The sequence below is a fragment of the Pseudomonas sp. S2_F07 genome (assembly GCF_054668325.1).
In genome coordinates, this window is the sequence record NZ_CP162758.1 from 4,591,507 (window position 1) to 4,615,000 (window position 23,494).

The following is a 23,494-nucleotide window of genomic DNA, read 5'->3' on the forward strand; positions in this document are numbered from 1 at the left end:
CTTCGGCAGCTCCTACCTATAGGCCTATTTCAGGGGCAACACCCCGACTCCAGATTCTTCAGAATCGGGCAATCCGGCCGATGATCGCCATGGCAGTGCTCGACCAGGTCCTGCAAGGTGTCGCGCAACTGGCCCAACTCGCGGATCTTCTGGTTCAACTCGTCGATGTGCTGGCGGGCCAACGCTTTCACATCGGCGCTGGCGCGCTGGCGGTCTTGCCAGAGGGTCAGCAACTTGCCGACTTCTTCAAGGGAAAACCCCAGGTCCCGCGAGCGCTTGATGAACGCCAGGGTGTGCAGGTCGTCATCGCCGTATACCCGGTAGCCGCTGTCGGTGCGATGGGCTGCCTTGAGCAGGCCGATGGATTCGTAATAACGGATCATCTTTGCACTCAGGCCGCTGAGGCGGGCCGCTTGGCCGATGTTCATCGGTTGTCCTCCAGGTCCTTGGGTTTCCAGGTTTTCAACAGTAGCGCATTGCTCACCACGCTGACGCTCGACAACGCCATGGCCGCACCGGCCAGCACTGGATTGAGGAAGCCGAACGCCGCCAGCGGAATGCCGATCAGGTTATAGACGAAGGCCCAGAACAGGTTCTGCCGGATCTTGGCGTAGGTCTTGCAGCTGATCTCCAATGCGGCCGGCACCAGTCGCGGATCGCCGCGCATCAGGGTGATGCCGGCCGCGTGCATGGCGACGTCGGTGCCACCCCCCATGGCGATGCCGATGTCGGCCGCGGCCAGTGCCGGGGCGTCGTTGATGCCGTCGCCGACCATTGCCACCACGCCGGTTTGTTTCAGCGCGGCGACTGTGGCGGCTTTGTCTGCCGGCAGCACTTCGGCATGCACATCCTGGATGCCCAGCGCCTCGGCGACGGCCTTGGCGCTGCCTCGATTGTCGCCGGTCAGCAGGTGGCTGCTGATGTTCCGTGCATTCAGTTGTTGCACCGCTTGCAGCGCGCCGGGCTTGAGGGTGTCACCGAAGGCGAACAGGCCCAGCACCTGTGGTTCGGGGGATTGTTCGATCAGCCAGGACAAGGTCCGGCCTTCGCTTTCCCACGCGGTCGCCGAATCAGCCAATGGCCCTGCATGCAAGCCGCTGTCTTCCAGCAGGCGCCGATTGCCCAGCGCCAGGCGACGCCCATCGAGGTTGCCGGCGATACCACGACCGGTCAGGGACTGGCTGTCGCTGACATCGGTCACCTTCAATCCACGCTCGGTACAGGCATCCAGAACAGCCTTGGCCAGCGGGTGCTCACTGCCGCGTTGCAGGGCGCCGGCCAATTGCAGCAGGCTCGCCTCATTCCCGTCGATGGCACTCAGATGAGCAATGCGCGGGGCGCCGGAGGTCAGGGTGCCGGTCTTGTCGAACACCACCGCGCTGACTTCATGGGCACGCTCCAGTGCTTCGGCATCTTTGATCAAAATCCCGTGGCGCGCCGCCACGCCGGTTCCCGCCATGATCGCCGTCGGCGTGGCCAGGCCCAGGGCGCACGGGCAGGCGATCACCAGCACCGCCACGGCATTGATCAGCGCGGTCTCCATCGGCGCGCCGTACAGCCACCAGCCGATCAGGGTGGCCAGGGCAATCAGCAGCACGGTGGGCACGAATACCTGGCTGACTTTATCCACCAGTTTCTGGATCGGCGCTTTTGCGGCCTGGGCGTCTTCCACCAGACGGATGATCCGCGCCAGTACGGTTTCCGCACCGAGGGCCTGGGTGCGCACCAGCAACCGGCCTTCACCGTTGATCGCGCCACCGGTGACTTTGTCGCCGGGCTGCTTGGGCACCGGCAGGCTCTCGCCGCTGATCAGGGCCTCATCGGCGTGGCTCTGGCCTTCAACTACTTCGCCGTCCACCGGGAAGCGTTCGCCGGGTTTGACCATCACCAGGTCATTGAGGCGCAGGGCACTGATGGCGACGTCTTGCTCGTGGCCATCGGTCACCCGGATCGCCCGTTCCGGGCGCAAGGCTTCGAGGGCTCGGATGGCGCTGGCGGTCTGGCGCTTGGCGCGGCTTTCCAGGTACTTGCCCAGCAGCACCAGGGCAATCACCACCGCCGAGGCTTCGAAATAAAGATGCGGCATGCGCCCGGCGGCGGTGGCCCATTCGTACAGGCTCAAGCCATAACCGGCGCTGGTACCCAGGGCCACCAGCAGGTCCATGTTGCCGGCTCCGGCACGCACGGCTTTCCAGGCGGCGACGTAGAACCGCGCACCGAAGATAAATTGCACCGGCGTGGCCAAGGCGAATTGCGCCCAGGCCGGGAGCATCCAGTGCACACCGAATGGCTGCAGCAGCATCGGCAATACCAGTGGCAAGGCGAGGGCAAAGGCGATGATCAAGGCCAGGCGTTCGCGGTGCAGGCGCTGTTGCTGATTGTCGGTTGGCGGGTGTTCGGCTTCCCAGATGCTGGCGCTGTAGCCAGCCTTTGTCACAGCGGCGATCAAGGTCTGCGGATCGACCTGGCCGAGCAGTTCAAGGTGGGCGCGTTCGTTGGCCAGGTTGACGCTGACGCTTTTCACACCGGCCACCTTGCCCAGCGCACGTTCGACCCGACCGACGCAGGACGCGCAGGTCATGCCGTCGATGCTCAGTTCCAGGCTCTGTTGCGGCACGCTGTAGCCGGCCTTGGCCACGGCATCCATCAGGGCCGGCAAGCTGTCGCTGGGTGCCTGGACCCGCGCCTGCTCAGTGGCGAGGTTGACGCTGACGGCACTGGCGCCAATGACTTTGCTCAAGGCGCGCTCGACCCGCCCGGCGCAGCTGGCGCAGGTCATGCCGGCAATCGGCAGGTCGAACGTGGTGGATTCGGACATCGGTCGCACTCCCTGTAGTAGATGACCACAGGATCAACCTTGCCATGCTGGCAAGGTCAAGTGCCATGATTCAGATCAAGCCGCCGCTCAGTAGCCGAGACCGGTGCGCTTGAGGTACATCCCTTCCTGCGTCATCGCGATCCGGTACTTGAGCACATCCCCGGCCTTGAGCTGGATATCCTGTGAGCCCGGAGCGAGCATGCCCGGATTGCAACCCGGCATCTGACCCGGAAGCAACTTGAGGCGCAGCGAGACGATGCCCGGCGGCAGGTTGAACGAGGTGCTCTGTTCCTGAAACAGTCGTGCCGCCAGTTGATCCTGGATGTACACACCGATCTCGCAGCTGGTCGCGACTTCCAGGCGCTCGCGGGAAATGATCAGCACGCCATAATCCTGAGCGGCATTGACCGAAGGCACGGCGGCGAAAAGGCTGAGAAAGCCAAACAGGCTGAAAACTGACCAGCGCATGGCTGAATCTCCTGAGTTCGAGTCATTGATGGACGCAGCTTGGCCGAGCGTCGCGCCGATTGCCAGCCCGGCAGCTAACTTCAGAACTTGACCTTGCCATGGTGGCAAGCTCGAAACTGGGCTCAACCCTCGGAAAAGGAGTCATCCCATGCAAGTGTTCAACGTTGAAGGCATGTCTTGTGGTCACTGCGTCAAGGCCATTACCCAGGCAGTCCAGGCTAAAGACCCTGCGGCCAGTGTGCGGGTCGATCTGGCGGCCAGGGAGGTCGGTGTCGAAAGTGCGCTGACCGCCGAACAGGTGATCGAGGCGATCAGTGAAGAGGGTTACGGCGTCAAACTGGCCTGAATTTGATAGTTAGCGAGCTACCGGAATGTTCAAGGCGTCCATGCGCGGCTAGACTGTCGGGCTGCCGACTTCTGCCCCACTGGATGCCTGATGAACTTTCGTACCATTCTGATTCTCGGCGCCTTGAGCGCTTTCGGTCCGCTGGCGATCGATTTCTACCTTCCGGCCTTCCCGGCCATGGCCCAGGCTTTCGGGACGGACGAAAATCACGTTCAGATGACGTTGGCGGTGTACTTCCTCGGCTTGTCCATCGGTCAGTTGGCCTATGGCCCGGTGGCGGATCGTTTCGGGCGACGCATTCCGTTGCTCATCGGTGTCGGCCTGTTCACCGCTGCATCCGTGGCGTGTGCCTATGCACCAAGCCTGGAATGGCTGATCGGCGCGCGTTTCATCCAGGCGTTGGGCGGCTGCGCGGGGATGGTGATATCCCGGGCGGTGGTCAGCGACAAGTGTGATGCGGTAGGGTCGGCGAAAGTCTTTTCGCAGCTGATGCTGGTGATGGGGCTTGCCCCCATCCTCGCGCCATTGCTGGGTGGGTTGCTGGTCAACACCACAGGCTGGCAGTCGATCTTCCTGGCCTTGACCGGTTTCAGTGCGCTGGCGGGGCTGGCGGTTGCGACGGGATTGCCGGAAAGCATGCCGGCCCACATGCCGCGTCAACCGTTGTCGGGTGCGCTGCGTCAGTACGGCCGGTTGTTGGCTGACCCGATATTTCTTGGCCATGCCCTGACCGGGGGCATCGCCATCGCCGGGATGTTTGCCTACATCGCCGGTTCACCGTTCGTGTTCATCAAACTCTATGGCGTCCCGGCGGAACATTTCGGCTGGCTGTTCGGCATCAATGCGGCGGGCTTCATTCTGGTGGCGCAGGTCAACGCCCGCTTGCTGGCCAAACGTGGTCCGGCGTTTTTGCTGGCGCGCGCCGTGTGGGTTTACCTGGCGGCCGGACTGACGCTGTTCGCGATCAGCTCCCTGCACACCGCTCAACTGTGGCCGGTGTTGCTCCCGTTGTTCGTCTGCATTGCCAGCCTCGGCTGCATCCTGCCCAACGCCTCGGCCTGTGCGATGAACGGGCAGGGCGCACGGGCCGGCAGCGCGTCGGCGCTGCTCGGTTGCCTGCAATTCAGCGTGGCTGCCGGCGCCTCCGCACTGGTGGGCGTGCTGCACGACGGCAGCGCCGTGCCCATGGCCATGGTCATCAGCCTGTGTGGAATTCTGGTGGTGAGCGCAGCGGTGCTCACCCGGCGTTTGCAAAATGCCCGGGCGTTGGCGCAAGCCCAGGTTTGAGGCCGGAGTCAGCCGGCTGCACGCTGCGCAAGGAGGACGGGAATCTGGTGAGGGGCCTGGATGCGGGCTTCAAGGGTGCGCGTGAAAGCGCGCGCTTCTGCTTCGCTGCGGAACGTCACAGCATGTTGGTCTAAGCGAACTTGCCATTGGGATTTTGCCAGTTCTTTTATCAGGATCTTCATAGCCGAACTCCTCTCGCAAAAGATGTCTCGTAAAAGAATGCCTCGCAGGAGATTCGATTGTAGTCCCGTATACGGTCACCATTGTGACAAGGATCAACTGTCTGACTGACGGTTTGTAACTAAAAAAAACGCGGCTTTTTCGAGGGGGCCACAGAGGCTGCCTGCGACCGGGATTGCCCGGTCGCAGGCGGAAAACAGCGGAAAGCGATGAAATCAGCGGTGGTTTTTTTCTGCGCTTCAGAATCCTTCCAGCACAATCTTGCCCTTGGCCTTGCCGCTTTCCAGCAGGGCATGGGCCCGGCGCAGATTGGCCGCGTTGATCGTCCCGAAGTGTTCGCCAACCGTGGTTTTCAATGTCCCGGCATCGATCAACCCGGCGACGCGATTGAGCAGGTTGTGCTGCTCGATCATGTCCGCGGTTTCAAACAGCGAACGGGTGTACATGAACTCCCAGTGCAGTGACAGGCTCTTGCGCTTGAGCTTGGTCACGTCCAGCGACTTGGGATCATCGATCAGCGCCAGTTTGCCTTGGGGTACCAGAGCCTCGATCAGTTGGTCCAGGTGCTGGTCGGTTTGCGTCAGGCTGGCGACGTGGGTGACCTGATCCACACCGGCGTGCTTGAGTGCTTCGCTCAGTGGCTGGCTGTGGTCGATCACCAGGTCGGCGCCCAGCTCTTTTACCCAGCTTTGGGTTTGCGCACGCGAAGCGCTGCCGATGACTTTCAGGGCCGTCAGTTGGTGAGCCAGTTGCGTAAGAATCGAGCCCACGCCACCCGCCGCGCCGACGATCAACAGGCTCTGGCCTTCATCGGTTTTGCCTTCGGCTACCTGCAAGCGCTCGAACAACAGTTCCCAGGCAGTGATCGCGGTGAGCGGCAGGGCAGCGGCTTCGGCGAATCCGAGGGTCTTCGGCATGTGGCCGACGATGCGCTCGTCCACCACATGCAACTCGCTGTTGCCGCCCGCACGGGCGATGGAGCCGGCGTAGAACACCTTGTCGCCGATCTTGAACAGCGTCACTTCACTGCCCACGGCCTTGACCACACCGGCCACGTCCCAACCCAGCACCTTGGCCGCGCCGCCCTCAGGCTGGACGTTCTGGCGCACCTTGGTGTCCACCGGGTTGACCGAGATGGCCTTGACTTCCACCAGCAAGTCGCGGGGGCCGGCGACCGGCTCCGGCAGTTCGATGTCTTGCAGCGCCTGGTCGTCACTGATCGGCAACGAGGCGTAGTAGGCAATGGCTTTCATGGGCGGCTCCGGAACACTGATAAAGAAGAGATTCGATGGGGCAGATGATTGGCTATTTCTACTGAAGATAAAACCGGCTAAAAGAGCAGTCTCTTTCAATATTTTTTTGATAATCGGAGCTCTGATGCTGCGTTTCGATGACTTGCAGTTGTTTGTCCGGGCGGCGGACCTGGGCAGTCTGTCCGCCGCTGCGCGGGGCATGGACATGTCGGCGGCGGTGGCCAGCGCGGCGCTCAAGCGCATCGAACAACAACTCGGCGCCCGATTGTTGGCCCGCTCGACCCGCAGCCTGCGCCTGACCGCCGAAGGCGAGGGCTTTCTCGAATACGCCCGCGCGGCCCTGAGCAATCTCGACGAGGGCCGGCGATTGCTGGCCAGTGGTCAGGACCAGGTCAGCGGGGTGCTGCAACTGTCGGCGCCATCGGACTTTGGCCGCAACCTGCTGCTGCCCTGGCTCGACGAGTTTCAACGCGAGCATCCGAAACTCACCGTGCGCCTGCTGCTGGGGGACCGCATCGCCGACCTGTTCCGCCAACCGGTAGACATTGCCCTGCGTTACGGAGAACCAGAGGACTCCAGCCTGGTGGCGCTGCCCATCGCCCCGCAGAACCGCCGGGTGTTGTGCGCCGCTCCCGGCTATCTGGCCCGGCATGGCGAGCCGCGGCATCTGGAGCAACTGGCACAGCACAATTGCCTGTTGTACATGCTCGGCAGCCGGGTCCACGATCACTGGAGTTTTCACGACGGCAAGCGCGAAGTCAGCCTGACCGTCAGCGGCGATCGTTTCAGTGACGATGCCGATGTCGTGCGCCTTTGGGCCGTGGCAGGTGCCGGGATCGCTTACAAGTCCTGGCTCGATGTGGCCGCCGATGTACTGGCCGGCCGCTTGAAGGTGCTGATGCCGGAACTGCTCTGTGAGCGCGCACCGTTGAATCTGTTGTGCGCCCATCGCGCACAGTTGAGTAAGCCGGTGAACCTGTTGCGTGAAATGCTTGCCGGACGATGCGCCCTTTTGAGTAGTCAATTTCCGGGCTTATCGGATATCGATCATTAGTCGCACGAAAAAAGAGAAATTTCCCTCAGGAACGATCACCACCTACGCCGGGCGGAGGAAAGGATCCGCCGACCAACCCGCATATACTAGCGCCCTCATCATGTCAGTAGCGTCGATCCCCAATGGCGGGTCCACGTTCGAGTCGGCCCGGCTGAACGTCATCCTTCTGGCCTACGCAGCATCGACCAGGCAGCGCAAATGAGTGAGCAAGGCGTTGCCGGGCTTATGGCAGTTTCCACGGATTGGCCGACGACACATTACTGGTCAAGATTTCTCTGGGCAGTAGACGAAACGATTCAACAGGGAGTGAATACATGGAACATGCACCTTGCATCAGCCAGATCGCCACGTTGCTGGCTGACCCAAAGCGCAGCGCAATGATGTGGGCCTTGATGGATGGTTCGGCGCGAACAACCGAAGAGTTGGCATTGCTGGCCGGTCTGTCATCGTCGTCGGCCAGTGCACATTTGGGGCGTTTGTCGGCCGGAGGTCTGCTGAAGGTTGAAAACCGCGGCCGCAAACGCTTCTTCCGCCTGGCCGCTCCCGAGGTCGGGGCGGCAATCGAAGCACTGGCCAGCGCGACCTTCGCCAGCGCCCCCCAGGATATTCCGGACGTATTCAAGCGCAATGCGCCTCTGGTCAAACCCCGGGCGGTGCGTTCGCCATTGTTGAGTGCCCGACTGTGTGACGATCACATGGGCGGCACCCTGTCCGCCGATCTGTATCAGCGACTGCTGGAGGCTGGCTGGATCGAGCACTTCGATCAGCGGGTCACGGTCACCCTCAAGGGCGCGACGGAATTGGCGGCACGGGGAGTGTTCATCCAGGCGCTGACCCATCACAACGGCAGGGTTGCCTGCGCGTGCCCTGACTGGAGCGAAAGACGTCCGCACTTGGGTGGCTCGCTGGGCGCGGCATTGTTGCAGTTGTTCATGCAGTCGGGGTGGTTGAGCCTGCCCAACGATTCCCGAGCCTTGCAGGTGACGGCTTCCGGGCAACGCGAGATCTGTCGCTTTGCCCGGGAAACCGAGTTGGAGATGGCGCTTTAGTGCACCGTTGCGGGAGCGAATGTACTCACTCCCACGGGGCATTGGCGCCGAACCTTACGGTTTCACCAACCGCGCATCGAGGCTGTTCTGCGCCAGGCGCCTGGCCTGATCCTGGGTCATGCCCAGATGGGTGTGCAGTGCATGGAAGTTCTCGGTGACATAGCCACCGAAGTACGCCGGGTCATCGGAGTTCACGGTCACTTTCACGCCGCGTTCCAGCATGTCGAGGATGTTGTGCTGTGACATGTGATCGAACACGCAAAGCTTGGTGTTCGACAACGGGCACACGGTCAGCGGGATCTGCTCGTCGATGATTCGCTGCATCAGGCGTTCGTCTTCGATAGCGCGCACGCCATGGTCGATTCGCTGGATTTTCAGCAGGTCGATGGCTTCCCAGATGTACTCGGGCGGGCCTTCTTCACCGGCGTGGGCGACGGTCAGGAAGCCTTCGTGACGGGCACGGTCGAACACGCGCTGGAACTTGCTTGGCGGGTGGCCCATCTCGGAGCTGTCCAGGCCCACGGCGACGAACGCATCGCGGAACGGCAGCGCCTGGTCGAGGGTTTTCTGTGCTTCGTCTTCGCTCAGATGGCGCAGGAAGCTCAGGATCAAGCCACTGGTGATGCCCAGTTGCTGCTCACCATCCTTGAGCGCGGCGGCGATGCCGTTGAGCACCACCTCGAACGGGATGCCACGGTCGGTATGGGTCTGCGGGTCGAAGAACGGTTCGGTGTGAATCACGTTCTGTTCCTTGCAGCGCAGCAGGTACGCCCAGGTCAGGTCATAGAAGTCCTGGGACGTGCGCAGCACATCGGCACCCCGGTAATACAGGTCGAGGAACTCCTGCAGGTTGTTGAAGGCATACGCCTTGCGCAAGGTTTCGACGTCGTTCCATGGCAAGGCAATCTTGTTGCGCTCGGCCAGGGCAAACAACAGCTCGGGCTCCAGCGAGCCTTCCAGGTGCAGGTGCAATTCTGCCTTGGGCAGGGCGTTCAGCCAGTCGTACATAATTCTTTTCTCATCAGGTGCAATGGTCGCCATTCTACAGAGGGTTGCCGCAACAATTGGTAAAACCTGACCAGGCGGTTCATCACATCGTTTCCAGTTCCCGTCGATAAGCGTAAGTATCGGCGAAGCGCGAGAGCAGGAACTCGGCGCAGGTGGTGGCCGGATATTTCGCCGGGTGCAATGCGTCCTGACAGCCGGGCAGGCAGTCGATGCGGGTGTCCGGGTGCGGTTCGGCGAAAAACGGCATCGAGTAACGATCCACGCCGAGGGGGCTGATCACCCGGTGCGGCGTCGACAGGTAACGGTCGTTGCTCCAGCGCGCCATCATGTCGCCGAGGTTGACCACGAACGTACCTTCGATCGGCGGTGCGTCGATCCATTCGCCTTTGACGTTGCGGACCTGCAAGCCACCGGCGGCGTCCTGATAGAGCAGGGTGATACAACCGTAGTCGGTGTGCGCCCCGGCACCTTGCTGCTCTTCGGAACTGGCGGTGTGGCGCGGCGGGTAATGAATCATCCGCAGTACGCTGACCGGGTCATTGAAACGTGTGTCGAAGAAATCGCGCTCAATCCCCAGCGCGATGGTCATGGCCCGCAACAGTGTTTGCGCCAGGGCTTGCATGTCGATGTAGTGCTGTTCCATCAACGCTTCCCAGCCGGGGATGGACGGATGGCGATTGGGCCCGCGCAAGGGTTTTTCCGCCAGTACGTCAGGGTGCCCGGCCGGCAGGTGCAGGCCCATGTCGAAGGTTTCCTTGAGGTCGCTGGGCTTGCTTGGGTCCAATTGCTCGGTGGCAATGGCGCCGTAACCGCGATGGTGACGGGTCTGGGTGATGTCGATCTTGAGCTTTTCGGCGGTGGGTTGGGCGAAGAAGCGCTTGGTATGGTCAAGCAGTTCGTCGATTCGCGCAGTGCTGATCGGGTGGCCCTTGATGTAGAAAAATCCCCACTCGCGGCAGGCCAGGTCGATTTGCCCGGCCACGGCTGGCCAGGCGGATGGGTCGTCGCTGTAGAGCGGGGTAATGTCGATGATGGGGAGTTGGTTCATGCGCAGTCCTTAAGAACGCTGAAGATCCAATGTGGGAGCGGGCTTGCTCGCGAAAGCGGTGTATCAGGCGACATCTATATCGACTGTGATGACGCCTTCGCGAGCAAGTCGGATCGCCGCACCGCCGCTCCCACAGGGGAGTTGTGCTGTGGCTGAGAACTTACTTCGGAATCTCGGCCTTCATGCCTTCCACGTAGTAATTCATCGACGCCAGTTCCGCCGTGGTCGCGCTCGCGCCCGCCGGGATTTTCTCGACCCCGGCCTGATCCTTGATCGGCCCGGTGAACAGTTGCAGCGCACCGCTCTTGATGTCGGCAATGAGCTGCTCGGCTTCGCTCTTCACCGACGCAGGCACCAGGTCGCTGATCGGCAGCTCAACGGTGCCTTCCTTCAAACCGCCCCAATAGTCCTGGGGTTTCCAGTCATGGTCGATCACGCTTTGGGTTGCCTGGACGTAGTGCGGGCCCCAGTCGTTGACGATGGAGGTCAGCACCGCTTTCGGCCCGAAGTGCGCCATGTCCGAAGCGTAGCCCACGGCATACACGCCGCGACGTTCGGCGGCCTGGATCGGCGCGGGGCTGTCGGTGTGCTGGAACACCACGTCCACGCCCTGGTCGATCAGTGCGTTGGCGGCGTCCGCTTCCTTGCCCGGATCGAACCACGAGTTGACCCACACCACCTTGATCTCGGTGCCGGGGTTGTACTTGTTCAGGGCCAGTTGGATGGCATTGATGTCGCGGATCACTTCCGGGATCGGGAACGAGGCGACGTAGCCGATTTTTTTGGTCTTGGTCATCTTCGCCGCGAGGAAGCCACCGACGTAGCGGCCCTCGTATGTCCGCGCCAGGTAAGTGCCGAGGTTCTTGTCCTGCTTGTAGCCGGTGGCGTGTTCGAAGGTCACCTTGGGAAACTGTTTGGCGACTTTCACGGTCGGGTTCATGTAGCCGAAGGAGGTGGTGAAGATCAGGTCGTATTTGTCCTTGGCCATGTTGCGGATCACTCGCTCGGCGTCGGCGCCTTCGGCGACGTTTTCCACGTAGTTGGTGGTGATCTGCGAGCCGAGTTTTTCCGCGAGTTCCTTGCGCCCCTGTTCATGCTGATACGTCCAGCCGTGGTCACCGATCGGACCGATATAGACGAAGCCGACTTTCAGCGGATCGGCGGCTGCGGCGGTCAGGCTGGCGCTCAAACCGATGGCTGCCGCAACGGCGCAAAGCAGCTTCTTCAACGGACGGTTGTGCATGAATTGGAACTCCATTTTGTTGTGAGGTTGGCTGGGCTCTCTGGCTTGCACAGGGCAATGCAAATTGCTGACCAACAAGACAACAAAACATGAATCCGCGGTGATGCTATCGCGAGCAGGCTCGCGACAGGTCCTTGAAGTCCGATAACAGTGCATGTCCTTGCACGGTTGCCATCCACTGGTGCGCCAATCCACAAAACCAATGTGGGAGCAAGCCCGCTCCCACATGTTTTACTCGGTGTTTGTCAGGTCCCTGCAATCAACTGTCGAGCCGCCTGGCTGTGGTCAGCAATCAAGCCTTTCAGATCCAGCCCTTCGACCTGCCCATCGATCACCCGCCACTTGCCGCCGACCATCACTCGATCCGCGCGATCAGCACCACACAACAGCAGCGCCGAGACCGGATCATGACTGCCGGAGAAGCGCAGTTCATCGAGCTTGAACATCGCCAGGTCGGCCTGCTTGCCCACCGCCAATTCGCCGATATCGGTACGGCCCAGCAGGCTTGCCGAACCCTTGGTCGCCCAGCCCAGCACGCGCTCCGGGGTGATCTTCTCGGCGCCGTAGCGCAGGCGCTGGATGTACAGGGCCTGGCGCGCTTCGAGCATCATGTTCGAGGCATCGTTGGACGCCGAACCGTCCACGCCCAAACCAAGCAAGGCACCGGCATCGGTCAATTCGATGCTCGGGCAGATGCCCGAAGCCAGGCGCATGTTCGAACTCGGGCAATGGCAAATGCCGGTGCCGGCGGCGCCGAGGCGGGCGATTTCGTCCGGGTTGAAATGGATGCCATGGGCCAGCCAGGTGCGCGGGCCGAGCCAGCCGACACTGTCCAGATAGTCCACGGTGCGCAGGCCGAAGCGTTGCAGGCAGAAATCCTCTTCGTCGAGGGTTTCTGCCAGGTGGGTGTGCAGGCGCACGTCGAGTTTGTTCGCCAGTTCGGCGCTGGCCGACATGATTTCCGGCGTCACCGAGAACGGCGAGCACGGTGCCAGGGCGATCTGGATTTGCGCGCCGTCACCGCGTTCGTGGTACTCGGCGATCAGGCGCTGGCTATCGGCGAGGATCACTTCGCCTTCCTGCACGGTCTGTTGCGGCGGCAAGCCACCGTCCTTTTCGCCGAGGCTCATGGAACCGCGGGTGAGCATGGCGCGCATGCCCAGCTCGCGAACGCTTTCGACTTGCACGTCGATCGCGTTTTCCAGACCTTCCGGGAACAGGTAGTGGTGGTCGGCGGCGGTGGTGCAACCGGACAGCAGTAATTCAGCCAACGCGACCTTGGTGGCGAGGGCGAGTTTTTCCGGGGTCAGGCGTGCCCAGACCGGGTACAGGGTTTTCAGCCACGGGAACAGCGGCTGATTGACCACCGGCGCCCAGGCGCGGGTCAGGGTTTGATAGAAGTGGTGATGGGTGTTGATCAGGCCCGGCAGGATCACATGTTCGCGGGCATCGAACACTTCATTGCACGGGGCGGACGGTTGTTGACCGGCGCCGAGTACTTCGACGATCAAACCGTCTTGCAGCACCAGGCCACCACGGGCATCGAGACCGTTGGAGGTGAAAATGGCGAGGGGATTCTTTAACCAGGTACGGGTCGCAGGCATGTTGGCCGGCTCCTCTGAAAGTTGGGTTCAGGGTTGCCAGCTCAGTGTTGCCCTGTCTGCTGATCCAGGTTCGCCGGGGAGGCGAGGTGCGAAGTGTCGATCAAAACGCTCTGGCGGGCAAGCCCAACCCGACAGGACAACACCCCCCTGTGGGCGGCGGTGATTACCAGGGAATGGTTTCGCCCCGGTAATTGATGAAGTGATGCCCGCCCTTGCCGACATACGCATTCACCTGATCGACCAGGCCACGGGTGCTGGTTTCCACGTCAATGTCCGCGCCTTCACCCCCCATGTCGGTTTTCACCCAGCCCGGGTGCAGCGACAGCACGGTGAGCCCGGTTTCGCCCAACTGAGTGACGAAGCTGTTGGTCATGGAATTCAGCGCCGCCTTGCTGGCCTTGTACAGGGCCAGTTCCGGCGCATCGGGCATGGTCACGCTGCCCAGCACCGAACTCATGAACGCCAGCACGCCGGTATCCGGGCGGATCCGGTCGACAAAACGCTGGGCCAGGTTGATTGGCGCCACGGCGTTGGTGAAAAACAGCTGGCCGACTTCGGCCATTGTCGCGCCGCCGTTCGGCGTCTGGACATCCGGCCCCTTGACCCCGGCATTGACGAACAACAGGTCAAACACATCCCCCTTGAGTTGTTGGCTCAGGGCGGACACCGCCTGCTGATCGTCCATGTCGAGCTTTTCGATCCGCACATCGCCCAGGGCCTGCAAGGCTTCGGCTTTTTGCGGGTCGCGCACGGTGGCGGTGACTTGCCAGCCATCGGCCAGCAGGGTTTTCACCAGCCCGAGGCCAAGCCCCCGGGAGGCGCCAATGATGAGTGCGGTTTTTGCCTTGGACATGAGTGGCTTCCTTGAAAGGTCAGGATTGTGGATTCAATGGACACTGTTGCCCGAGCCGTTGTTGCAACTCTTCGCGCAGCGCGCCGAGTTCGGCCATGCGGGTTTCGATCAGTTTGAGTTTGTCTTGCAGCAGCTGCGTGACGGCGGTGTCCGGATCGGGCGATTGCCAGATTGTAGCGACGCTGTTGCCGATCTCGCCGAGGGTAAAGCCCAGTCGTTGAGCGGTCTTGATGTATTGCACCAGTTGCACCACGTCTGGCGGATAGTCGCGATACCCGTTGGCGCTGCGTTGTGCCGCAATCAATCCGCGCTGCTCGTAGAAGCGCAGCGTGTCGCGGCTGACGGCGCTGGCCTGGGCTAATTCACCGATGCGCATCATGACGTCTCGAGGGGGCTTGACCCTGGAGCATACTCCAGGCTTTAGCCTTGTTGCTCCCTGGATTGATGGAGCAATGTCGATGTGGACTACAACGCAATATCGCCGGTTGGTGCAAGGCAGTGCCTGGTATGACCTGATCGTGACGGTCGCGTTCGTCACGCCGTGGAGTTTTGCTGCGTTGCATGGTCTTTTGACAGGGGTGAGCCAGGCGCTGAGTTTGCCCGGTGAGCTGCCACCGTTCGAACCGGTGCACATGCTGATGGCGAATCTGCTGGGGTCGATTGTCTGCGTATGGGCGGTGCTGCGGATTCGTGATCCGCAGCAGGTTTATGGACGGTATGACGCCGTGGGCAGATTCCTGTTCTCGGCCTGGCAGGCTTATGCCCTGATCCATGGCGCGAGTTCGATTCTGGTGGTTTTTCTGGTGTTTGAATTGGCGTGGGGCATTGCTCAGGTGTTGCCAGTGCGGACGCCATCGCGAGCAAGCTCGCTCCCACAAGGTTCTGCTGTGTGATCTGAATTGTTGCCATGCCAGCGATCCCTGTGGGAGCGAGCTTGCTCGCGATGAGGCCAGACCAGACAACCACTAATGCCCGGCCTGCCACGGCTGCCCCAACGACACCGGCGCATACAACCGCGTGCGCAGCGCATCCCGGGACAGCAATACCAACACCACAATGGTCGCGACATACGGCAGCATCGCCAGCAGACTGGACGGAATCGCCAGTCCCAATCCCTGCGCCACCAGGTGCAGGATGCTGGCGAGCCCGAACAGGTAGGCGCCGAGCAGCAGGCGCCACACCCGCCAACTGGCGAACACCACCAGCGCCAGGGCAATCCAGCCACGCCCGGCGCTCATGTTCTCCGCCCACATTGGTGTGTAAGCCAGGGACAGATATGCCCCGGCCAACCCAGCCATCGCACCGCCGAACAACACCGCCAGCGTGCGCACAGCCAGCACCGGCAAGCCCATGGCGCTGGCCGCATCCGGGTTTTCCCCGACCGCCTGGATGATCAGCCCGGCGCGGCTTTTCAGAATCACCCAGGCCACCAGCGCAAACAGCGCGAACGACAGATACACCAACAGGTCCTGGGCAAACAGCATCCGCCCGATCAGCGGGATTTCACTCAGGTAGGGAATCGCCATCGGCTCGAACCCCGCCAGTGGTTTGCCGACCCACGCTGAGCCGACGAAGGTCGACAGGCCCACGCCGAAAATTGTCAGGGCCAGGCCGGTGGCCACCTGATTGGCGTTGAACACCAGTGCCACCAGGGCAAACAGCGATGACAACAGCATCCCGGCGAGCATCGCCAGCAACACGCCGAGCCACAGGTGGCCGGTGTTGAACGCGACGATGAAACCGATCACCGCGCCAAACAGCATCATGCCTTCCTGGCCGAGGTTGAGGACGCCGCTTTTCTCGCAGATCAGTTCCCCCAGCGCCACCAGCAGCAACGGCGTACCGCAGCGGACCATGGCGTAGAAAATATTGCTCAGCAGATCGATATCCATCACAGCGCTCCTGCTTGTACGGCGGTGGTTTGTGCGCGGCGGGTCCAGCGCAGGTTCAAGCGCGGTCGGTAGAGGATCAGCACATCACTGGCCAGCAGGAAAAACAGCATCATGCCCTGGAACAATTGGGTGATCGCTTGCGGCAGGTTCAGGCTCATTTGTGCGCTTTCGCCGCCGATGTACAGCAGCGCCATCAACAGGCTGGAAAACAATATGCCGACAGGATTCAGACGGCCGAGAAATGCCACGGTGATCGCCGCATAGCCGTAGCCCGGCGAGACCTGCGGCACCAGTTGGCCGATGGGGCCGGTAACTTCGCAAACACCGGCAAGCCCCGCCAGGCCGCCGCTGATCAACAGAGCGAGCCAGATCAGACGCTTCTGGCGAAAGCCGACGAAACCGGCGGCCCGCTTGTCCAGCCCGAGCACCTTGATCTGGAAACCGACAAAGCTTTTTTGCAACAACACCCACACGGTCACCAACACGAGCAGGGCGAAGTAAACCCCGGCGTGGACCCGGCCATTTTCCATCAGCAGCGGCAAGCGGCTGGCGTCGCCGAACATCGCCGATTGCGGAAAATTGAAACCTTCCGGATCTTTCAGTGGCCCGTGCACGCAATACAACAAAAGGTTCAGGGCGATGTAATTGAGCATGATGCTGGTGAGGATCTCATTGGCGTTGAAGCGCGTGCGCAACCACGCCGTCAGCCCGGCCCACGCAGCTCCGGCCAAGGTGCCGGTGAGCAAGATCAGCACCAGCGCCCAGCGACTTTGCATGTCGACGATGTTCACTGCCAGCGCACTGCCGGCCAACGCACCGAGCAGCAGTTGACCTTCGGCACCGATGTTCCAGATGCGCGCCTGATAGGCGACGGCCAGGCCCAATGCGCAGAGCAGAATCGGCAGGGCTTTGACCAGCAGTTCAGATACGCCATACAGGTCGCTGACCGGTGCAATCAGCAAGGTGTGCAAGGTCAACAGCGGGTCGTGCCCGAGCGCGATAAACAATAAGGATCCACAGCCCAGGGTCAGTGCAGCCGCCAGCAACGGCGAGCACCACAGCATCAGGCGCGATTGCTGGCCGCGGGGTTCAAGAGAAAGCAGCATGTGACACTCCGTTAACGCGTGGCGGATGCGAGTGATTGAGGGGCACCGAACTGGCCGGCCATCCAGCCGCCGACATCGCTCAGGCGGGTATCGACGGTAGCGTGGAGCGCCGACAGTCGACCGCCGCACAGGGCGCCAAGGCGGTCGCTGATCTGGAACAGTTCGTCGAGGTCTTCGGAGATCACCAGGATCGCCGCGCCGGCATCGCGCAAGGCAATCAAGGCGCGGTGAATGGTGGCGGCGGCGCCGACGTCCACGCCCCAGGTCGGGTGTGCGGCGACCAGCAGTTTCGGACGCTGAAGGATTTCCCGGCCAAGGATGAATTTCTGCAAATTGCCCCCGGACAGGCTGCGGGCCGGCGCCTGGCTATCGGGTGTCTTGACCCCGAAACGGCGGATGATTTCCTCGGCCAGTGCTTCGACTTTGCCGCGCCGGATCAGGCCGTTGCTCACCAATCCTTGCTGGAAAGCGGTCAGCAGCGCGTTGTCCGCCAGGCTCAGCTCCGGCACCGCACCATGACCCTGGCGTTCGGCGGGGACGAACGCCAGGCCGAGTTGGCGGCGAGCATCGGGACGCAAATGGGCGACTGGCTCCCGGCCAAAACTTATCGTTGCGCTGGCGTTGCGGGGCAACAGTTCTTCGCCGCTGAGCAAGGCCAGCAACTCATCCTGGCCATTGCCGGCGACACCGGCGATGCCGACAATTTCACCGCGGCGCACTTCAAGGTCGATGTTGGCAAGCGAGCAGCCGAACGGGTCCGGGTTGTGCCAGGACAAGCCACGGACATCAAGGAACGCATCACCTCCGGTAACCTTCGGATAGTCAGCGATCAACTCCGCGGCTTCACCGACCATCAAGCGCGCCAGTTGCTGATCCGAACACTCGGCCGGCACGCAATGCCCGGCCACCCGACCGCCTCGTAAAACCGTTGCACTGTGGCACAACGCGCGCACTTCCCCGAGCTTGTGGCTGATGAACAAAATGCTGCAGCCTTCGGCGGCGAGCCGGCGCAGGGTAACGAACAAGTCATCGGCCTCCTGCGGGGTCAGCACTGAAGTCGGTTCATCGAGAATCAACAGACGGATGTCCTGCATCAGGCAGCGAATGATTTCCACCCGTTGCCGTTCACCGATCGACAGGCTGTGGACAAGTCGCTCCGGTTCCAGCGCCATGCCATAGCGCCGGGACACTTCGCGAATCTTCGGCTCAAGCTGTCTGGGCGTGCCTGCCGCCGCGCCCATGGCCAGGGCGATGTTCTGCGCCACGCTCAGGGTCTCGAACAGCGAGAAATGCTGGAACACCATGCCGATTCCCAAACCCCGGGCCTGGGCCGGGTTGCGCAGGCTCACCCGCTGACCTTGCCAGATCACTTCGCCGGAATCGGCGTGGGTGACGCCGTAGATGATCTTCATCAGCGTGCTTTTTCCCGCGCCGTTTTCCCCGAGCAGGGCATGGATCTCGCCAGGGGCAATGGTCAGGTCGATGGCATCGTTGGCCAGGCAACCGGGGTAGCGTTTGCTGATTCTGCGCAGTTGCAGGCGCGGAACCGTATCGGGGATTGGAGCGTGATTGGGCATGACAGGCTCAGTGCTGTTGGACTTGTGCCTGTGGATAAAGCAATTTTCTGGCCATTAGGTCAGGAAAACCTCGAAGCCCTGCGAGTAGAGGCGTTGAGTACGCAGCTTTCGGATGCGCTACGCAGAGTCCGGCACCACATGGGGGCAATGGCGCAAATCAAGCCCCTATTTTGCTCGCGTGCTTTTGCTCAAAAAATGAGCAATCAACCACAAGCCATACCGTGCAGGGCGCCGAGACGGCCATGAACGGGTTATCCACAGATTGCTCCACAGTATTTGTGTGCAAGCTCAGAGCACGGGCATAAGCACTAAGTGGCTTTCTTCTAAAGGCGATAAACCGTTGTAACTGTTTGTTTTTATTTGAATTTGATGTGCTTGATGGCAGATTGGACGAAAATTGAGCAAAGTCCGCAAAGCCGCATGACAGAAGGGTTACAGCGGTATGTGCTCAGGTTATCCACAGCCGGGTGCACAGCAGATGTGGGCAAATATGGAATAAGTGAAAAGCCGGCGTGCCCCAAAAGATCGCAGCCTGTGATTCAGCGCTGTAACAGAATGCGCCCGCGACTCAAATCGGCCAGTTGTGACTGCAAGGTGTCGATCTGCGCATCGCCCACGGCCAACAGCAACTCGACACCATTGGCGGTGAAGCTCTCATCCACAACCAATCCACCTGCCTCTGCCACCCGCAGCTTGACCAGGGCCAGCTCGGCAAATCCGCACGCGCAACGCAGCGGAACCCGGCTGATCAGCTCGATCTTCGGCGCAGCTTGCAGGCATTTGTTTGCACCCCCGCCATAGGCTCGGGCGAGCCCCCCGGTGCCCAGTTGGATGCCGCCATACCAGCGAATCACCAGCACCGCGACCTGATCGCAATCCTGTGCCTCGATCGCTGCCAGAATCGGCCGGCCTGCCGTACCGCCGGGCTCGCCATCATCGGTGCTGCGATACTGATCGCCGAGTTTCCAGGCCCAGCAGTTGTGCGAGGCATTCAAGTCGCTGTGCTGTTCAATGAACGCCTGGGCCTCGGCCGGGCTGGAGATCGGCGCGGCGAAGGTCATGAAGCGGCTCTTGCGAATCTCTTCGCGGTATTCGCAAAAACCGCTGAGGGTAAATGGCATAAGTGCTTAGATGGCAGGTTTCAGGCCGCAGCCCTTGAGAATGATGCGGATCAGGTTATCCCCGGCGTCTTCCATGTCTTGCTTGGTCAACCTGGTGCGCCCGGTGACGCGGCAGATCTGCGTGGCGAAGTCGGCGTAGTGCTGGGTGCTGCCCCACAACAGGAAGATCAGGTGCACCGGATCGACCGGGTCCATTTTACCGGCGTCGATCCACGCCTGGAATACGCCCGCACGCCCCTGGAACCAGGCGCGATAATCCTGGTTAAAGTACTCGGTCAGGCACTCGCCGCCGCTGATGACCTCCATGGCAAAAATTCGCGAGGCTTGCGGCTGGCGTCGGGAGAACTCCATTTTCGCGCGGATGTAGCGGGTCAAGGCTTCGCTCGGATCGTCCTCGGCGGTGAGGGTGTTGAAGGTACTGTCCCACAGCTCGATGATGTTGCTCAGCACCGCCACGTACAAACCAAGCTTGTTGGTGAAGTAGTAATGCAGGTTCGCCTTGGGCAGCCCGGCATTCTGGGCGATGGTGTTCATGCTCGTGCCTTTGTACCCGTGACGGGCGAACTCGTCTTCGGCGGCTTTGATGATGGTCTCTTCGTTTTTCTGACGAATGCGGCTGACGGGTTTTGCGCCGTGGGCAGGGACTTCAAAGGTCATAGGCACTTCCGAGAAGATGAGTGGGTGCGGCCAGTGCGTTGATAGCGTACCGGCAGGCTACAGACAAGTCTTTCAGCGCGTCGCCGCCAGACTCTCCAGAAAGCTTTCCAGCACAAGATGTGGGCGACGACCCTTGCGGGTGACCGATGCAAGGCTGAGATCATAGAAACGCGTTTTGGCTTTCAATGCGCGCAACCGGCCTTGCTGCACCCAAAGACTCGCGTAGTGATCCGGCAGGTAACCGATGTAGCGCCCGGTCAGGATCAGGAACGCCATGCCTTCGCGGTCCGAGGCGCTGGCGGTGCAGTTGAGCGCCTGGTAGTGAGCCTGGATTTCCGCCGGCAAACGGAAGGTGGGTGCGATGGCGTCCTGACTGTTCAGGCGTTCGTCGTCCAGCTGCTTGTCGTCGACATAAAACAGCGGGTGCCCGACTGCGCAGTACAACAGCGACCGCTCGCTATACAGCGGTTGATACTCCAGCCCCGACAGTGCGCTGGCCTGCGGTACCACGCCGACGTGCAGGCGACCGTCGAGCACGCCTTGTTCGACTTCATTGGGCGCGATCATGCGGATCTGGATCTGCACGTCCGGGCCGCGTTCTTTCAATTGCGCAAGGGCATGGGTGATGCGCATGTGGGGCAGGGTGACCAGGTTGTCCGTCAAGCCGATGATCAATTCGCCGCGCAAGTGCTGGTGCAGGCCATTGACCTCGGTGCGGAAGCTTTCCAGTGCACTTAACAGCTGCAACGCCGATTGATAGACCTCGCGGCCTTCTTCGGTCAGGGAAAACCCGGCACGTCCCCGTTGGCACAGGCGCAGACCGAGGCGCTGCTCCAGATCGCTCATCTGCTGGCTGATCGCCGAGCGCCCGATGCCCAGTACGGTTTCCGCCGCAGAGAAGCCGCCGCATTCCACCACGCTGCGGAAAATCCTCAGCAGGCGAATATCAAAGTCGCTGACCTGGGCCAGCGGATCGGGACGACGAGAGCTCATGCGGGTTACTCAAAAGTTTAGTAATGGGCTGACTGAACATTAGAAGAGTTGCATTTCACAGACTTTATCTCCGTGGCAATTTAGCTGCAACAACGGTTTTCAATCATTACGCCGCTTATTGCCTTGCGAGGTTTTGCCCATGAACTTGCCTGAAAACGCCCCGACTTCCCTGGCCAGCCAGCTCAAGCTCGATGCTCACTGGATGCCTTACACCGCCAACCGCAACTTCCAGCGCGATCCACGGCTGATCGTTGGCGCCGAAGGCAGCTGGCTGATCGACGATAAGGGCCGCAAGGTATATGACTCGCTGTCCGGTCTGTGGACCTGTGGCGCCGGGCACACCCGCAAGGAAATCCAGGAAGCGGTCGCCAAGCAGCTGGGCACCCTCGATTACTCGCCAGCCTTCCAGTACGGTCATCCGCTGTCCTTCCAGCTGGCTGAAAAAATCACCGACCTGACCCCGGGCAACCTGAACCACGTGTTCTTCACCGACTCGGGCTCCGAGTGTGCTGACACTGCCGTGAAGATGGTCCGTGCCTACTGGCGCCTGAAGGGCCAGTCGACCAAGACCAAAATGATCGGCCGTGCCCGTGGTTACCACGGTGTGAACATCGCCGGCACCAGCCTCGGTGGCGTAAACGGCAACCGCAAGCTGTTCGGTCAGGCGATGATGGACGTCGATCACCTGCCGCACACTTTGCTGGCAAGCAACGCTTACTCCCGTGGCATGCCGGAGCAGGGTGGTATCGCCTTGGCTGACGAACTGCTGAAGTTGATCGAACTGCACGATGCGTCGAACATCGCGGCAGTATTCGTCGAGCCATTGGCCGGTTCCGCTGGCGTGCTGGTTCCGCCTCAGGGTTACCTCAAGCGTCTGCGTGAAATCTGCGACCAGCACAATATCCTGCTGGTGTTCGACGAAGTGATCACCGGTTTCGGCCGTACCGGCACCATGTTCGGTGCTACCACCTTCGGTGTGACCCCGGACCTGATGTGCATCGCCAAGCAAGTCACCAACGGTGCGATCCCGATGGGCGCGGTGATTGCCAGCTCCGAGATCTACCAGACCTTCATGAATCAGCCGACACCTGAATACGCGGTTGAATTCCCCCATGGCTACACCTATTCCGCGCACCCGGTGGCTTGTGCCGCTGGCCTGGCAGCACTCGACCTGCTGCAAAAGGAAAACCTGGTGCAGAGCGTGGCCGAAGTCGCGCCGCATTTCGAAAACGCGCTGCACGGTCTCAAGGGCACCAAGAACATCATCGACATCCGCAACTTCGGCCTGGCCGGCGCGATCCAGATCGCCCCTCGTGACGGCGATGCCATCGTGCGTCCGTTCGAAGCCGGCATGGCGCTGTGGAAAGCCGGGTTCTACGTACGCTTCGGCGGCGACACCCTGCAGTTCGGCCCAACCTTCAACAGCAAGCCGCAGGACCTGGATCGTCTGTTCGACGCGGTCGGCGAAGTGCTGAGCAAGATCGACTGATTTCTCCTTCTATATACCTACAAGCAACAGGTGCTCCGAAGCGAGCACCTGTGGACAACTTTTCAGGAGCTTCCATGAGCGTTATTCCGCATTTGATCAATGGCGAACTGGTGACCGAGAACGGTCGCGCGGTTGATGTGTTCAACCCGTCTACCGGCCAGGCTATCCACAAGCTGCCGCTGGCGACCCGCGAAACCATCCAGAGCGCTATCGACGCGGCCAAGGCTGCATTCCCGGCCTGGCGCAACACGCCGCCGGCCAAGCGTGCCCAAGTGATGTTCCGCTTCAAGCAACTGCTGGAGCAGAACGAAGCGCGCATCTCGCAATTGATCAGCGAAGAGCACGGCAAGACCCTGGAAGATGCTGCCGGTGAATTGAAGCGCGGCATCGAGAACGTCGAGTTCGCTTGCGCGGCTCCGGAAATCCTCAAGGGCGAGTACAGCCGTAA

Annotated in this window: 24 protein-coding genes (1 of these 24 cut by a window edge); 7 read left to right on the forward strand and 17 right to left on the reverse strand. The window is 61.3% G+C overall.

Going from position 1 to position 23,494, the window contains the following annotated elements; genetic code table 11:
* Nucleotides 1-29: 29 nt before the first annotated feature.
* The 3 genes from cueR to AB4O40_RS20805 form a co-directional block, all read right to left on the reverse strand.
* On the reverse strand, nucleotides 30-428 hold the full coding sequence (gene cueR / locus AB4O40_RS20795) for a Cu(I)-responsive transcriptional regulator (protein ID WP_056725231.1): 399 nt from the start codon (nucleotides 426-428) through the stop codon (nucleotides 30-32).
* Nucleotides 425-2,818: a heavy metal translocating P-type ATPase gene (locus AB4O40_RS20800; protein ID WP_460053515.1), complete on the reverse strand. Its 2,394-nt coding sequence runs from the start codon at nucleotides 2,816-2,818 to the stop codon at nucleotides 425-427. Before AB4O40_RS20800 ends, cueR begins: the two co-directional genes overlap by 4 nt.
* An 87-nt stretch (nucleotides 2,819-2,905) precedes the next feature.
* Nucleotides 2,906-3,286 (reverse strand): hypothetical protein, encoded by a 381-nt coding sequence (locus AB4O40_RS20805; protein WP_056725229.1) that lies wholly within the window; start codon nucleotides 3,284-3,286, stop codon nucleotides 2,906-2,908.
* 148 nt (nucleotides 3,287-3,434) lie between these two features.
* Here AB4O40_RS20805 and AB4O40_RS20810 point away from each other — a divergent pair, with 148 nt between their 5' ends.
* A complete protein-coding gene (locus tag AB4O40_RS20810; protein WP_046043755.1) occupies nucleotides 3,435-3,632 on the forward strand; it encodes a cation transporter in 198 nt (65 codons plus the stop codon).
* A gap of 90 nt (nucleotides 3,633-3,722) precedes the next feature.
* On the forward strand, nucleotides 3,723-4,919 hold the full coding sequence (locus AB4O40_RS20815; protein WP_223542143.1) for a multidrug effflux MFS transporter: 1,197 nt from the start codon (nucleotides 3,723-3,725) through the stop codon (nucleotides 4,917-4,919).
* 8 nt (nucleotides 4,920-4,927) lie between these two features.
* Here the strand turns inward: AB4O40_RS20815 and AB4O40_RS20820 are convergent, their stop codons facing one another.
* Both AB4O40_RS20820 and AB4O40_RS20825 read right to left on the reverse strand, forming a co-directional pair.
* Nucleotides 4,928-5,101 (reverse strand): hypothetical protein, encoded by a 174-nt coding sequence (locus tag AB4O40_RS20820; RefSeq protein ID WP_008050343.1) that lies wholly within the window; start codon nucleotides 5,099-5,101, stop codon nucleotides 4,928-4,930.
* Between the two features lie 237 nt (nucleotides 5,102-5,338).
* On the reverse strand, nucleotides 5,339-6,352 hold the full coding sequence (locus tag AB4O40_RS20825) for a zinc-binding alcohol dehydrogenase family protein (protein WP_409078606.1): 1,014 nt from the start codon (nucleotides 6,350-6,352) through the stop codon (nucleotides 5,339-5,341).
* Between the two features lie 124 nt (nucleotides 6,353-6,476).
* On the opposite strand from AB4O40_RS20825, the gene AB4O40_RS20830 reads away from it, so the two are divergent.
* Together AB4O40_RS20830 and AB4O40_RS20835 are read left to right on the forward strand one after the other, a co-directional pair.
* On the forward strand, nucleotides 6,477-7,406 hold the full coding sequence (locus AB4O40_RS20830) for a LysR family transcriptional regulator (RefSeq protein WP_056725223.1): 930 nt from the start codon (nucleotides 6,477-6,479) through the stop codon (nucleotides 7,404-7,406).
* Nucleotides 7,407-7,720: 314 nt separating this feature from the next.
* The gene (locus AB4O40_RS20835) at nucleotides 7,721-8,455 is read left to right on the forward strand and encodes a helix-turn-helix domain-containing protein (protein WP_056725222.1); all 735 of its coding nucleotides are present in this window, start codon (nucleotides 7,721-7,723) and stop codon (nucleotides 8,453-8,455) included.
* A 54-nt stretch (nucleotides 8,456-8,509) separates the two neighbouring features.
* On the opposite strand, the gene AB4O40_RS20840 is transcribed toward AB4O40_RS20835, so the two are convergent.
* The 6 genes from AB4O40_RS20840 to AB4O40_RS20865 form a co-directional block, all read right to left on the reverse strand.
* On the reverse strand, nucleotides 8,510-9,463 hold the full coding sequence (locus AB4O40_RS20840; RefSeq protein WP_008021924.1) for an adenosine deaminase: 954 nt from the start codon (nucleotides 9,461-9,463) through the stop codon (nucleotides 8,510-8,512).
* 82 nt (nucleotides 9,464-9,545) lie between these two features.
* The gene (locus AB4O40_RS20845) at nucleotides 9,546-10,511 is read right to left on the reverse strand and encodes an isopenicillin N synthase family dioxygenase (RefSeq protein ID WP_056725221.1); all 966 of its coding nucleotides are present in this window, start codon (nucleotides 10,509-10,511) and stop codon (nucleotides 9,546-9,548) included.
* Between the two features lie 160 nt (nucleotides 10,512-10,671).
* Nucleotides 10,672-11,754 carry a BMP family ABC transporter substrate-binding protein gene (locus AB4O40_RS20850; protein WP_056725220.1) on the reverse strand — a complete coding sequence of 361 codons (1,083 nt, stop codon included), beginning with the start codon at nucleotides 11,752-11,754 and terminating at the stop codon, nucleotides 10,672-10,674.
* Nucleotides 11,755-11,999: 245 nt separating this feature from the next.
* Nucleotides 12,000-13,358, reverse strand: a complete 1,359-nt coding sequence (locus AB4O40_RS20855; RefSeq protein WP_008050330.1) for an 8-oxoguanine deaminase — start codon at nucleotides 13,356-13,358, stop codon at nucleotides 12,000-12,002.
* 163 nt (nucleotides 13,359-13,521) lie between these two features.
* Nucleotides 13,522-14,211 carry an SDR family oxidoreductase gene (locus AB4O40_RS20860; protein WP_056725219.1) on the reverse strand — a complete coding sequence of 230 codons (690 nt, stop codon included), beginning with the start codon at nucleotides 14,209-14,211 and terminating at the stop codon, nucleotides 13,522-13,524.
* A 19-nt stretch (nucleotides 14,212-14,230) separates the two neighbouring features.
* On the reverse strand, nucleotides 14,231-14,587 hold the full coding sequence (locus AB4O40_RS20865; protein WP_056726313.1) for a MerR family transcriptional regulator: 357 nt from the start codon (nucleotides 14,585-14,587) through the stop codon (nucleotides 14,231-14,233).
* Nucleotides 14,588-14,669: 82 nt separating this feature from the next.
* Between AB4O40_RS20865 and AB4O40_RS20870 the strand changes: the two genes are divergently transcribed.
* Nucleotides 14,670-15,104: a hypothetical protein gene (locus AB4O40_RS20870; protein WP_460053512.1), complete on the forward strand. Its 435-nt coding sequence runs from the start codon at nucleotides 14,670-14,672 to the stop codon at nucleotides 15,102-15,104.
* A gap of 72 nt (nucleotides 15,105-15,176) precedes the next feature.
* Here AB4O40_RS20870 and AB4O40_RS20875 read toward each other — a convergent pair whose 3' ends face one another.
* The 6 genes from AB4O40_RS20875 to AB4O40_RS20900 form a co-directional block, all read right to left on the reverse strand.
* Entirely contained in the window at nucleotides 15,177-16,103 is a 927-nt protein-coding gene (locus AB4O40_RS20875) for an ABC transporter permease (RefSeq protein WP_460053511.1), read from the reverse strand.
* A complete protein-coding gene (locus tag AB4O40_RS20880; RefSeq protein ID WP_223542139.1) occupies nucleotides 16,103-17,209 on the reverse strand; it encodes an ABC transporter permease in 1,107 nt (368 codons plus the stop codon). The genes AB4O40_RS20875 and AB4O40_RS20880 overlap by 1 nt, the downstream gene beginning before the upstream one ends.
* 11 nt (nucleotides 17,210-17,220) lie before the next feature.
* Complete coding sequence (locus AB4O40_RS20885) at nucleotides 17,221-18,786, reverse strand: ABC transporter ATP-binding protein (RefSeq protein WP_409078608.1); 1,566 nt, start codon at nucleotides 18,784-18,786, stop codon at nucleotides 17,221-17,223.
* A gap of 539 nt (nucleotides 18,787-19,325) precedes the next feature.
* Nucleotides 19,326-19,907: an IMPACT family protein gene (locus AB4O40_RS20890; RefSeq protein ID WP_056725214.1), complete on the reverse strand. Its 582-nt coding sequence runs from the start codon at nucleotides 19,905-19,907 to the stop codon at nucleotides 19,326-19,328.
* Between the two features lie 6 nt (nucleotides 19,908-19,913).
* Entirely contained in the window at nucleotides 19,914-20,564 is a 651-nt protein-coding gene (locus tag AB4O40_RS20895) for a TetR/AcrR family transcriptional regulator (RefSeq protein ID WP_008050321.1), read from the reverse strand.
* A gap of 72 nt (nucleotides 20,565-20,636) precedes the next feature.
* Nucleotides 20,637-21,557 (reverse strand): LysR family transcriptional regulator, encoded by a 921-nt coding sequence (locus AB4O40_RS20900; RefSeq protein ID WP_056725212.1) that lies wholly within the window; start codon nucleotides 21,555-21,557, stop codon nucleotides 20,637-20,639.
* A gap of 139 nt (nucleotides 21,558-21,696) precedes the next feature.
* On the opposite strand from AB4O40_RS20900, the gene aptA reads away from it, so the two are divergent.
* The gene (aptA, locus tag AB4O40_RS20905; protein ID WP_056725210.1) at nucleotides 21,697-23,046 is read left to right on the forward strand and encodes an omega-aminotransferase AptA; all 1,350 of its coding nucleotides are present in this window, start codon (nucleotides 21,697-21,699) and stop codon (nucleotides 23,044-23,046) included.
* Nucleotides 23,047-23,120: 74 nt separating this feature from the next.
* A protein-coding gene (locus AB4O40_RS20910) for a CoA-acylating methylmalonate-semialdehyde dehydrogenase (protein WP_056725206.1) crosses the window boundary here: on the forward strand, nucleotides 23,121-23,494 show its 5' end (the start). Its footprint extends 1,120 nt past the window's final position; the window shows 374 of its 1,494 coding nt (coding positions 1-374); its start codon is at nucleotides 23,121-23,123; its stop codon lies beyond the right edge, outside the window.